At 65.7% G+C, this 12153-nt stretch carries 11 protein-coding genes; 3 read left to right on the top strand and 8 right to left on the bottom strand.

The genetic code is table 11. The features are described 5' to 3' along the window. Positions 1-33: 33 nt before the first annotated feature. On the top strand, positions 34-1248 hold the full coding sequence (locus ACK28C_RS09380; RefSeq protein ID WP_015557104.1) for an SPFH domain-containing protein: 1215 nt from the start codon (positions 34-36) through the stop codon (positions 1246-1248). Positions 1249-1278: 30 nt separating this feature from the next. Next, positions 1279-2028: a hypothetical protein gene (locus ACK28C_RS09375; protein ID WP_015557105.1), complete on the top strand. Its 750-nt coding sequence runs from the start codon at positions 1279-1281 to the stop codon at positions 2026-2028. A 78-nt stretch (positions 2029-2106) separates the two neighbouring features. On the opposite strand, the gene ACK28C_RS09370 is transcribed toward ACK28C_RS09375, so the two are convergent. From ACK28C_RS09370 to ACK28C_RS09360, 3 genes are read right to left on the bottom strand one after another with little or no spacing between them, the layout of a single operon-like run. Continuing rightward, positions 2107-3783, bottom strand: a complete 1677-nt coding sequence (locus ACK28C_RS09370) for a formate--tetrahydrofolate ligase (protein WP_015557106.1) — start codon at positions 3781-3783, stop codon at positions 2107-2109. A 60-nt stretch (positions 3784-3843) separates the two neighbouring features. After that, positions 3844-4737, bottom strand: a complete 894-nt coding sequence (locus ACK28C_RS09365; RefSeq protein WP_015557107.1) for a hypothetical protein — start codon at positions 4735-4737, stop codon at positions 3844-3846. A gap of 50 nt (positions 4738-4787) precedes the next feature. Beyond that, the gene (locus ACK28C_RS09360) at positions 4788-5636 is read right to left on the bottom strand and encodes a hypothetical protein (protein ID WP_015557108.1); all 849 of its coding nucleotides are present in this window, start codon (positions 5634-5636) and stop codon (positions 4788-4790) included. Positions 5637-5856: 220 nt separating this feature from the next. Here ACK28C_RS09360 and ACK28C_RS09355 point away from each other — a divergent pair, with 220 nt between their 5' ends. After that, complete coding sequence (locus ACK28C_RS09355) at positions 5857-6228, top strand: hypothetical protein (protein WP_015557109.1); 372 nt, start codon at positions 5857-5859, stop codon at positions 6226-6228. Positions 6229-6327: 99 nt separating this feature from the next. On the opposite strand, the gene ACK28C_RS09350 is transcribed toward ACK28C_RS09355, so the two are convergent. From ACK28C_RS09350 to ACK28C_RS09330, 5 genes are all read right to left on the bottom strand, one after another. Then, the gene (locus ACK28C_RS09350; protein WP_015557110.1) at positions 6328-7113 is read right to left on the bottom strand and encodes a M48 family metallopeptidase; all 786 of its coding nucleotides are present in this window, start codon (positions 7111-7113) and stop codon (positions 6328-6330) included. Between the two features lie 83 nt (positions 7114-7196). Next, positions 7197-7784, bottom strand: coding sequence for a glycerol-3-phosphate 1-O-acyltransferase PlsY (gene plsY / locus ACK28C_RS09345; protein WP_341524235.1), 588 nt, complete (start codon positions 7782-7784; stop codon positions 7197-7199). A 54-nt stretch (positions 7785-7838) separates the two neighbouring features. After that, positions 7839-8918 (bottom strand): RelA/SpoT domain-containing protein, encoded by a 1080-nt coding sequence (locus tag ACK28C_RS09340; RefSeq protein ID WP_208873840.1) that lies wholly within the window; start codon positions 8916-8918, stop codon positions 7839-7841. A gap of 327 nt (positions 8919-9245) precedes the next feature. Next, positions 9246-10247, bottom strand: coding sequence for a polysaccharide pyruvyl transferase CsaB (gene csaB, locus ACK28C_RS09335; RefSeq protein ID WP_015557111.1), 1002 nt, complete (start codon positions 10245-10247; stop codon positions 9246-9248). Then, positions 10244-12133, bottom strand: coding sequence for a DUF5693 family protein (locus tag ACK28C_RS09330; RefSeq protein ID WP_015557112.1), 1890 nt, complete (start codon positions 12131-12133; stop codon positions 10244-10246). The genes csaB and ACK28C_RS09330 overlap by 4 nt, the downstream gene beginning before the upstream one ends. Between the last annotated feature and the right edge of the window lie 20 nt (positions 12134-12153).

Here is a 12153-nt window from a genome sequence, read left to right as displayed (position 1 = left end):
AAAAATTTATCGAGAATGGAGTGACGGCCCATCATGGCTTTGCTACAGATCGTACAGTGGAATGAGAAGATCGACAGCGGCGACGTCTTCGCGTGGCGTTGGACGGACGCCAGGGACCCGGTGCGGAGCAACGAGTTGGGGAACTGGACTCAGCTGATCGTCCAGGAGACTCAGGAGGCGATCCTCTTTCGCGACGGGCAGGCGCTGGACCTCTTCGGTCCCGGACGCTACACGCTCTCCACCGAGAACGTTCCCATCCTGCGGCACCTCATCAACCTGCCCACGGGAGGCGAGAGCCCCTTCAAGGCGTGGGTGTGGTTCATCAACAAGGTGAACGTGCTGGACGTGAAGTGGGGAACGCAGACCCCCATCCTGCTCCGCGACCCCGAATACCAGGTCCCGCTGCCCGTCCGGGCCTACGGCCAGTTCGGCATCCGCGTCAAGGAGAGCCGGCAGTTCCTGCTCAAGCTGGCGGGCACCCGCGTGCAGATCACCCGCGAGGACCTGGTGAACTCGTTCCGGGGGCTCCTGCTGAGCCGCATCGGCGACATGATCGCCACTTATATATCGCAGAAGAAGATCACCATCTTCGACATCAACGCCTACCTCCAGGACATGTCGGACGAGGCGACGGAAGCCCTGCGCCCCGCGTTCGACGAATACGGCATCGAGTCCGTAAATTTCTTCTTCGGCTCCATCAACGTCCCGGACGACGACGAGGCCGTTAAGGACCTGAAGCGGGCGATGAGCGAGCGGGCGCGCATGGACCTGAAGGGGTACAGCTACCAGCAGGAGCGCTCCTTCGACGTGCTGGAGGCGACGGCGCAGAACACCGGAGACGGCGGCGGGGGGTCCCTGATGGCTGCGGGCGTCGGCCTGGGTGCAGGCATGGGGCTTGGCGGCGCCATCGGACAGATGGCCGCCCAGATGGGGCAGTACGTCACCCAGGGCACCCAACCCGCCAGCCCGCCCGTAGCCTCTGCGGCCTCGGAAGCAAGCTGCCCCAGGTGCGGCAAGCCCTGCCCCCCCGCAAGCTCCTTCTGCCCTGCGTGCGGGGCGCGGCTTGCGGAGGAGGAGAACCAGGCCCCGGCCTCCACGCGCAACTGCCCGAAGTGCGGCAAGCCCTGCGCGGAGGACGGCAAGTTCTGCCCACATTGCGGACTGCCGCTCTCCTGCCCCAACTGCGGAACGCGGCTCGAAGCGGCGTCGAAATTCTGCCCGGAGTGCGGGAAATCACTTCTGCCGTAAGCGGCATTCGTCACGAAAGGAAGGATCGCCATGAGCATCAAAAGCGCTATCGACAAGCTACACCAGGCTTTTAACCTCGTCCTCGCCTTTTCCCTCATCGCCGTCACGGCGGGCGTCTTCATCTTCTTCCTCACGACGCCGGAGGAGCGGGGAACGACGTTTTGGATATCCATGGTCTCCCTCGCCTTTGCGCTGATCCTGGGCCTGCTCTTCTCCTCAAAGGTCGCGCTTTCCGACGGGCGGGAGGCGCCGGGCAACTTCTCCCACCTGATCGTCGTGGCGGCCTACTTCATCTTTGTCGTCGGGGCCTCCATCGCCAACGTCTACCTTCACTTCTCGACGACGACGTACTTCCTGATCCACGTCGGAGGGGCAGCGGCCTTCCTCCTCCCCCTCCTCCTGATCCACATGGCGATGCTGAAGCCCGGGGGCGCGGACCGCAGGGACCAGAGGGAGGGACGCCTGAGCCTCTCGCTCAAGGCAAGCCACCTCCAGGACCTGGTCAAGAACCTCGAGTTCTCCCTCAACCTGCCCGGAGAGGATTTCTCCCCCCTCCTTCGCCTGGCGGACTCCCTTCAGTACGCGGACCCCACCCCGGCCTCCAGGAGCACGGAAAATGTCCTGATCGGCGCCCTGAGCGCCCTGGATGGGGCCGTCGCTGCCCTCACGAACGGCACGGAGGCGGATCGGGTCGAAAAGTGGCAGGCGGTGCTGGCAGCCTGCCACGCCGCGGAGAGCGCCCTGAAACAGCGCAACATGGAGGTTATCAACGCAAAATAGCGTTGTGGCCCTGAGGTTCCCTCAGGGCCACAACGTTTCCGCGTCCGGCGACGGGCCGTTTCCGCTTCAAAAGCGGGATCAGAACAGGCCCGTGATCTTTCCGTGCTCGTCCACGTCGATGGAGAGCGCCGCGGGCTTCTTGGGCAGGCCGGGCATCGTCATGATCTCTCCCGTGACCGCCACCAGGAACCCGGCTCCAGCGGAGAGGCGCACCTCGCGCACCGTGATGCGGAAGCCGCTGGGACGCCCCACCTTCGTCGCGTCGTCCGAGAAGGAGTACTGCGTCTTGGCCATGCAGACCAGAAGGTCGTCCTTGCCCAACTCGTGGATGACCTGAAGGTCCTTTTCGGCCTGAGGCGTGAAGTCCACGCCCTCCGCCCCGTAGATCTCACGCGCGATGGCCTCCATCTTCTCCTTCGGGCTCATCTTCGCGTCGTAGATGAACTTGAAGTGCGAGGGCTTCTCGCAGGCTTCAACGACCTTCTGCGCCAGCTCCCTGCCGCCCTCGCCGCCCTTTTCCCAAACCTCGGACAGCGCGAAGGAGGCGCCCAGCTCCTTGCACTTCGCCTCCACCAGGGCAAGCTCCGCCTCGGTGTCCAGCGGGAAGCGGTTGATCGCCACCACCACGGGCAGGCCGAACTTCTGAACGTTCTCGATGTGCTTCTGCAGGTTGGGGATCCCCGCCTCCAGCGCCTTCAGGTCCTCGGTGCCCAGCTCCTTCTTGCTGCGGCCACCGTGCATCTTGAGCGCGCGCACCGTGGCGACCACGACGACCGCATCGGGCTTCAGCCCCGCGACGCGGCACTTGATGTCCAGGAACTTCTCAGCTCCGAGGTCTGCGCCGAACCCGGCCTCCGTCACCAGGTAATCCGCCGACTTCAGGCCCAGCCGCGTCGCCTGCACGCTGTTGCACCCATGGGCGATGTTGGCGAAGGGGCCACCGTGGATGAACGCGGGCGTTCCCTCAAGCGTCTGCACCAGGTTGGGCTTGATGGCATCCTTCATCAGGGCGGCCATGGCGCCAGCCGCGCCGATGTCGCCCGCCGTAACGGGCTTTCCGTCATAGGTGTAGGCCAGGACCATCTTCTTAAAGCGTTCCTTCAGGTCCGTCAGGTCCATGGACAGGCACAGGATCGCCATGACCTCCGAGGCGACCGTGATGTCGAAGCCGTTCTCGCGCGGCACGCCGTTCGCCTTCCCGCCAAGCCCGATGACGATGTTGCGCAGCGCGCGCTCGTTCAGGTCCATCACGCGGCGGAACACGACGCGGCGCGGGTCGATGTTCAGCTCGTTACCCTGCTGAAGGTGGTTGTCCAGCATGGCGGCGCAGAGGTTGTGCGCCGTGGTGATGGCGTGCAGGTCGCCCGTAAAGTGCAGGTTGATGTCCTCCATCGGGATCACCTGGGCGTAGCCGCCGCCCGCAGCGCCGCCCTTCACGCCGAAGCTGGGCCCTAGTGAGGGCTCGCGAAGCGCCACGCAGGCCCTCTTGCCAATCTTGTTCAACCCATCCGCCAGCCCGACGCTGGTGGTCGTCTTGCCCTCGCCCGCCGGGGTCGGCGTGATCGCCGTGACGAGGACGAGTTTGCCGTCGGGCTTCTTCTCGCGCTCCCTCAGCACCTCAGGGAGCACCTTGGCCTTGTACTTTCCGTAGCACTCCAGTTCGTCCTCTGAGATGCCCAGCTTTTTCGCGACCTCAACAATCGGTTGGGGCCTTGCCGCCTGCGCAATTTCGATGTCGCTCGGTACGTTTGCCATCTGAATCAGTCACTCCGTTTCTCTTAAGGATTTCGGGCGCGTGGCTTCACGCGCCGCCCCTCACTGTCCTGCCAGACAGTGGTGTGCCGCCAACGCCTCGATGACGGCCACGTCGTCGCCCTCCATCGGGAGCTTGCCCATGGCCTCGTATTCCTGCCGTCCGCCAAGGGAGGTCAGGATCTCAAGCATATCACCGCTCTCCTCTCCAAAACGGCCGGAGAGCAAACCAAACAGGATCACCCCGCGGGAGAACCAGTTGAGGAGGTCCCGCGACGTGGACCACACGTCCGCGTAGAGCGAGGCGAAGTTGAAGTCCTCCTCCTCCGCCTCGGAGTCGTCCACGGGCTCCGCAAAGTACCCCAGCATGTAGAAGGGGACGTTCGGGGACATGGTCAGCGCCTCCCAGAACATGCGCGCCGCCGTCCCCCGCTCCGCTCCCTTCGGCCCCAGCATGAAGGCCGCACAGAGCCTGGAATAGGCCCAGCCCAACTGGTGTTCCTCGTCCTGCATCGTCTTGCTGAGGATGAGCTGCCAGGCATTCTGCTCGATCAGTATTCTGTAGTAGAGGCTCTTGACCGCGCCGTTGTCGTCCAGGTCGTGGCGCAGGAGGCGTTCGATCAGCTCCATGGCCCGCTCGTCGTCCCCGACGCCATAGAGCGTGAACGCCATGCGCTGCATCAACGCCAGGGACACGGTCCCCAGGGGGTTGTCCTCGTAGGCCTCCTCACCGACCCCCTCCTCCTTCAGCACCGTCTCCACGGCCTCGAGCGCCCCCTGAAGGATCGACAGGCGCTCCTCGTCGTCCTCCGTCAGGTCGGCGCGCAGCAAGAGCGCCTCCGGATTGTCGGGCTCGATCTCCAGGGCCCGCGTCACCAACGCCTCCACTTCCTCCGCGTCCTCGGACTCATAGGCCCTGTCCAGAAGGGCCTCGACGTCCACTTCATCTTCGCCCATGCAAAAATCACTCTCCTTGAAAGGCAGGCGTCCGCCCCTCTCGCTCTGCCCTACTCGACATCCCAGTGGCCGCCGTTGTCGGGCTTCTTCTCCGGCGTCTCCGGGGCCCTGGTTGCGGGGAGGCTCCTGCGGTTGCCGTTCTCCGCGCCGTTGCCGCCGCGATAACCGCCCAGAGCGTCAAACCGGACCTCGCCGCCCCACAAAAGCCCCCACTGACGCGCCAGGTCCGCAAGGTCACAGGTCTCCGGGCAAAGCCAACCGATGCAGTTCCTGCGGAGTTCCCCGCCGATCCACTGGCGCCGGCGCTTCAGCGCCTGCCAGGTGTACTCCCCCGCCTGCGGCGTGATCTTCTTCCAGCGATCCCCAAGCCACACCCAGGCGCCCTCGCTCCCCGAACGCCAGGCGACCACGGTCCGCGCCATGGGGTCCCCGATGATCCCCATGCGGTCACAGCGGTAGTTCATGATCTTGCAAAATTCGGGATCGTTGACGTATCGGCCGCACAGCCCCGTCGCCGCGATGCGGGTCAGACCGGGGACCTGCCCGGGGACGACGGACCCCACCAGGATACAGGTCGGGACGAGCGCCCCGTCCGGCCCAAGCTGGCCGTACACCCAGCGGTTCTGGGCCGCCTGCGCGACGGGGAAGCCGTCAAAGGTAGCGTACCACCCGGCCGGCAACCCCATGGGCTTCCAAACCTCGAAATTCATGGCGTAGGGCTGTTGATACGCTGCGATCACCGCTCCGCCCTGAGAAAAAGGCCACACCGCAACCCCGACGGGGGACGCAGGACAGGGGCCAGGGTAGACGAAGGACGCCCCGGAGGACGACGCGCCGAAAAACACGAGGCACACCGACGCCGCAACGAGCGCAGCGCTTTTTCTAAACGACCGTCGCATACAAGATCACTCTCCATCATCGTGCGCCGCCCTCGCGTTCAAAAGGGGCGCCTACGGCACCAGAGATGTCGCTCTTATTCATTATACAGGGAATCGCGGAAATCGCACCCGACGCAAGCCCCGTTCTCTCGTTCTTCTCGCGCACTTCCGTCACGTCGATTCGCATCCGATGCTATAATAGGCGCAAAAGGCGATCTGCCGTCGAGGAGGTGAGGAAACGATGCTGAGGGTGGACCGTGAGATGAGCGGCTTCCAGGGTTCGACGCGTACTCCGTCCGGCGCGGGGGAGGTCGTCGAGACCAAGGGGTTCGCCAGCGTCGAGGACGCGCTGAAGCAGGTTGAGGAGGCCAGGGCAAGGACCTCGGAGGCCACGTTTCGGGCGTGGGACCGACACACCGACATGGTGGAAAAATCCCAGAAGCTGAGGCGAATCCGTATGCGACAGGAGGCCATTAAGCGAAGGAATCAGGAGCAGCGGGAGAACAGCCGGGAGCTCATGGCGCAGGTGGCGCTCCAGAACGCCAACCGCACGAAGATGATAGAGGCCGGCGCCATGAAGCGAAAGGCTCAGGAGAGGAACGCCGTCGCGTGACCCCATGTGACGAATTAAACCTGTCCTGAAAAATGCGAGAGAGAAGCGCACGGGCTCAGGCGGGAGTCCGTGCGCTTCTCTTCTCTCAAGGAATAGCGACTACAGCGGTTCGGAGGCCCAGGGGGGCAGTCGGCTCCACGCGGAGCGCAGTTCCTGCCGGTGTCGGTCCGTCTCCGGGTCCATGGACCGGAGCCGGGCGTAGAAGGCCGGGCTGTGATTCATCTCCGCCATGTGGCACAACTCGTGCAGCATGACGTGCCTCACGAGGTCGGGCGACAAAAAGAGGAGCCTGGAGTTCAGGTTGACGTTGTGGCGCACCGAGCAGCTGCCCCAGCGGCTGCGCATCTCCTTCACGAGGACGCGGGCCACGACCAGCCCCTGCTCCGCCGCCAACTCCAGCAGCATGGGCGGCAGCGTTTGCCTTGCACGAAGGCGCACCCACTCCCTCAGGGCCCGTAGCGCCTCCGTCCGGCCGAGGCCCGAAGCCAGGGGGATAACCCCCTCGGAGGCCGACGCACACCCGGCCTCCACGACCTCAACCCGCCACTCCTCGGAGAGGGCCGGGAGGCGCACCACCCCCGGCAGAGCGACGGGGCCCCGCCCCGCGTCGCGAGGGCGCGGGAGGAGCCGGCTCAACCCTCGAAGGATCCAATCCAGGTTTCGCTCCAAAAGGCCCTCCAGGTCCCTCTCCGGCCGGAAGAGACGCGGGACGAGGACGGTGAGGCCACGCTCGTCCACGATCAGGCGGACCGTCCTCCTGCGGGGGGCGCGGTGCAGCGTTCCGGAGAAGCTTCCCCCCGGCCCGCCGCTCAGGTCCGCCGTGAAACGAACGGCACTTCCCCGATCTCCCCGCACGGGGTCGAGAAAGCACCTCACCGTTTCCATGGCTGCCGCACGGCAGGCGCGGTCAGAACGGCCTCGTCAGGGTCGGTCGGAACAGCGTTTTGCGTCAAAGGTCGTCGCCCCCGTCAAACGCGGTTTTCCTTCCCCTGCAGCAGGCGGGAGATGTTGGAGCGGTGACGGAAGATCGAGAGGAGCGCCAGAGCCAGGGCCAGGAGCTGAAACTGCCACGGGGCCCCCAGCATCCAGAAGAAGACGGGCAGCATCAGGAGGGACAGCATGGAGGCCAGGGAGACGTAGCGGGTGCAGGACATGACGCCGTACCATATCGCGCCGCACATCAGGACGATGGCGAAGGAGTTGTAGGGCCAGACGAAGAACATGGTGCCGTAGGTGGTCGCGACGCCCTTTCCTCCGCGGAACTTGAGCCATATCGGGTAGTTGTGTCCGACCACCGCCGCGAAGGCGGAGAGCGCGACGAGCTCGTGGGAGGTCGTTCCGGCGTGCGCAGCCAGCAGGAGCGCCAGCGCCCCCTTGGACATGTCCACGATCGTGACGAAGACCGCCCATCCCTGCCCCAGGGCGCGGCGAACGTTCGTCGCCCCGATGGAGCCCGACCCCACCGTCCGAATGTCGATTCCGCGGGTGAGGCGCACGACGAGATAGCCCGTGGGCAGAGAGCCGATCAAATACGAGATGAGCATCCAAAGCAGCACAACCTGCAAATCCCATTCCCCCCTCCGCAAAAGCGGCCTGCGCGGCAGGCAGGCTCAGTCGATGCCCAAAATGCGATCGTTGCCGCGCTTGATCCCCAGCTTCACGAGGTCCTTGTCCTTCAGGACGTCCCACTTGGAGTTCAGGACCAGCAGGAAAAGAGCGGAGAAGGGGTCCATGCGCCACGAGACGTCCCTGCGCCGGACGTCCATGCGCACGCCCTGAAGCTGCCTCAGCCCCCGGTCGTCCTCCTCCATCTCCCCCAGGAACTCCCGAACGTCGGAGATCGTGTCGATCCCCGCAGCGCGGAAGATCCGACAGAGGCAGCCGAAACTCTCCTTCAGGTAGTCCGAATCCGGAACGAAGGGCGGGAACCCCGCCTTGAGCGCGATGGCGTTCCAGGTACCCAGCAGGCTGGGATCCTCCTTGAAGTAGTGGTACAGCTCATCATCGGTAAAGGTGCGCTCGGCGACAAGCGGCTCCTGGGGCCGCCGCCGGCCCTGCGGCGCGGACGGCACGAGGAGCGCCTCGTCGCCGACCTGCGCGCGAAGGGCCAGGAACCCCTCGTCGGCCTCCTCCAAGAGCGCCGCCAGGCGCACCAGCTTGCGCTTCAGCTTCTTCTCGGAGACCGTGCTGACGTTCAGGTCCACCCTGGGCGCAATGGCGGCCCAGGCGTCCTGGAGCATCGTCCTCAACTCAAGCCGGAAGCTCAGGTTCCTGTACTTCGCCCACTCGCGGAGCGTGGAGCGCGTCTCCGAGAGCGAGAGCGTGTAGACCACCGCAGGATAGCCGAAGCGGAAGGGGTCCTCCAACCCGCTTGAGGGGATGGAGCGCCCCATGTCGACGTCAAACTCCGAACGGACGACCTCCTCGATCTGCTGAACGTCCTCCGGGAAGCGCAAAAGCACCCGCACCGTCACCAGGTCCACCCCTGAGAGGCTGTCCTCGTCCAGCGCGTTCAGGGCTCTGAGCAGCTCGTCCGGCTTCTGCGCCCATCCTTCGATCGCCTGAAACTCCACCCCCTCTCCCTCGATAAGGTCCTGAACCAGATTGCGTATGCGTGAGGCGTACTCCTCGTAAAGGGAGAACTTCTCAACATAACTGATGCCCAGCTCATCAATACGACGTTTGTCCAATACAATCACCGCCAGAGAACGAGTTGCACGCCGCTTTAGCTTCCATGCGCACGAGTCATTTCATCTATTATTGCAAAAATTATGTGGGGCTCGCAAGGCGGTGACCGCCCGTTGCCCCCATTCGATTCGAGGGCGGTCCGCTAAAATGCAATGCCTCACTGAATCGCGGTGCGGTTGACCGGTTCCCCCTGCGAGGACGGGCAAAACGATTTCATCAACGTTCCTTAAGTATAACGCAGGAGGCTCCTAATGAAAAGCACGGATGCGCGTTCCGGCCCATCCGGCTTGAAAATTTGAATTTGAAGATTGGGGAAGGCGGAGGCACCATCATGCCTCCGAAAGCGCCGCCCGACAAAGGGCATCCACGTCCTCGCGAACCTTCTCAGGGGCGATCGGGAGGCGGGGGCGGACCAGCTTCACGGCCCCTTCCGCAGGGTTCCCCACCCCGGAGAGCCCCACCCATTCCGCAAAGGCCGCCGTCTTGGGGTCGTAGGAGAGGAGGGCCAGCGGCGTCCCGTAGATCGCCGACAGGACGGCGAAGTGCAGCCGCATCCCGACGGCGCCCGTCGCCGCGCTCCAGAGGGGCGCGACGTCCGACGCGCTCTCCGCGAGGACCGTGCGCTCGATCCGCAGCCGCCCCATCCGCCTCGCCCCCTCCAGGAGCTCATAGTCCTCCGGCGACATGGCAACGCCCACCCGCTCGCCGTCAAAGGCATCGACGCACGACGCGGCAAGTTCGACGAACCGCTGAGGCCCCGCGACGGGCCTCAGGTTCACGAGGAGCCTCTCCCTCCCCGCAGGGGCCGCGTTTTTTGGCATCTCAAGCGCCAGAGACAGGTCCGCTCCCGGCGTCGCCCGAACCCCCAGGCGCCGTGCCCACTCCATGGAGGGGCCGTCCCGAAGTTGAAGCACCGTGCAGGAGGCGAGCGCCGTCCGGGTCAGCCATCGCGCCGCGTGTCGCCTCAGGGGGCCGATCGACTGCCCCAGGGCCCAGGGGCGCGCCCCACACAGGCACGCCAGACGGACCAGCCCCCAATACCAGAGGCACGAGAGCAGGCTCGTGCTGTCCTGAAAGAGCCCTCCGCCGCCCAAAAGCAGCGTATCGCTGGACCGCAGGACCCCTCGCACGGCGGAAAGGTTCCAGCGGTCCACGGAGTCCGCGCCCAGGATGCAGGACGTCTCAGCCGGGACGCTGGACAGGACCACGACCCGATCGCGCCCGACGCCGCAGCGCTCCAACGCCTCCAGCGAGGCCCGCAACAGGAGCTCGTCCCCCAGGTTGCCGAAGCCGTAATAGCCGGCCAGGGCAACGCGATAGCGGCGGCTCATTCCGCCAACGGGCGCATCGTCCTCAGAAGGGGCAGCATGAGCCAGCGAACGACCGCCACGAGGAGCGCTCCGACCAGCAGCCCGGTCCAGAGCCCGTTGAACTCCCTCAGGAGGATGAACAGGATGGGCGTGTGAAAATGGCAGAAGCTGTTCACGACGGACGAGAAGCCCAGGACCACCCCGATGCGCAGGACCTCCCGATACTGCGCCCAAAGCCCTCTCTTGACGAGGAAGGCCAGGAGCAAGAGACAAGGGTATCCGAGGAAGACCTCCTTGCTTCGGGGCCGCGCGACGAGCAAACGTTCGAGAAATTCGCGCATCCGGGCCTCAAAGCCGGGGATGAACCGAACGTTGTCGCTTCGGAACAGCATGACGGCCAGCCCGACCAGCAGCACCCCGCCGAGCAGGAGCTCCCCCCACAGCGGCGGGCGACGGAGAAGGTCCGTCAGGGACTCCGGGTGGACGCGGTTCCTGAGGTCGTGGACCAGCACCAGGAGCGGCGGCAGGAGGAGCGTCAGCTTCACCCCGGAGAAGGTCTTGAGCCTCAGCATGTAGGACGGGACGCTGAAGAGGGCGGCCAGGGCCAGCCCCCCCACGACGGCAACTCCGAAGGCCTCGACGACCCTCTGCCACAGCGGCGGGCGTCCCTGGAAGTCCAGCGCGGTCAGCGCGGCCTCCGTCACGACGAGGGGGGCGGCGAAGGCCCCGGCCAGGCGGGCTGCCGCGGGGAACTTGAACAGCAGAAGGGCCAGGACCGCGGTCGAGGCGGCAAAGAACGACGCGGCGCGCAGCCCGATCGGCCCCGACGTGCAGGCGTTCATGCGGGCTGCGAGGCGCCAGGACATCAGGAGCAGGAGGGCGGCCAGGGCGACCGCGGGCCAGGGGGCTGCGGCACCCCATCCGCTCCCGAACGCCGGACGGGGCCAACCCATGGTGAAGCCATGGGAGATCAACGTGTCGGCGAGCGCGGCGATCTCCTGAGCCACGTCATCGAAGGTGGCGGTCCCCATGTTCTGGGGGGAAGGGCGCACCACCAGCAGGCGAACGCTCCTTTCCACGGCGGCGCGCAGGAGCCGCTCACGCAGCGCCCGACTTGTGATGTTGCGCGCCATCAACTCCTCGTTGGTGACGCTGTGCAGGGGCAGGAGGAGGGGAAAGGCCGCGGCGTCGAGCGCGCCGGCCCCGACCTGACGAGAGAACTCGACGGAGGCGACGGGGAGGTCGCGCTCATGGGAGACGGAGGCGAGGCCGCTGACGTCGGGATAGCCGGGGACGATCTCCCCTGCCGGGGCGAAGGCGGCGATGGGATAGGCATCCGCCGTCGCCCGAAGCGCGGCCGCGGCGTTTGCCACGAGCCAGCCGAGCGTCTGAGCGGGGCGATAAAAGATGGGGAGCCCAGCCTCCTTTGCCGCATCGAGCCCTTCGACGTCCGGGACGACGCCGACGTTTTTCATCATGTTGATGGGGATCGGCAGGGTCACCGGCCCCGCAGAGAGCGCGTCAGCCGACGCCACCAGGCGGATGCGCAGCCACCGCGACAGGCGTTCGGCGTGTGGGCTCTCCGGCATGATGGAGAGCAGCGTCCCCTGGCCCTCCCCCGCGCCCCGCCTCAGGCTCAGCATCACCGCCGGGCCGATCCCGTTCTCCAGGTCCTCCCCCGTCAGCTCGCTCACCATGAGGCCGCTCAACCCTTTCCCCTTGAGCCGGCTCAGGGCCTCGGAGGTCGAGAGCCCCGCGCTGCGCGCCAGGGGCAGGATCGATCGAAAATCGGTGACGATCGCCACCGTCCGGTTCGCGCCTTCGGCGCGCCATCGCGGCAGCAGGCCGGGGAGGGCACAAGCCACAGCGAACAGGAGCGTCAGCCATAAGAAACAACGACGAGACATCTTCAAACCTCCACTTTACC

This window comes from Fretibacterium fastidiosum, from assembly GCF_964642095.1.
Lineage (GTDB): Bacteria > Synergistota > Synergistia > Synergistales > Aminobacteriaceae > Fretibacterium > Fretibacterium fastidiosum.
The sequence above is the reverse complement of the archived record's forward strand: the minus strand, read 5'-3'. Positions and strand labels throughout refer to the sequence as shown.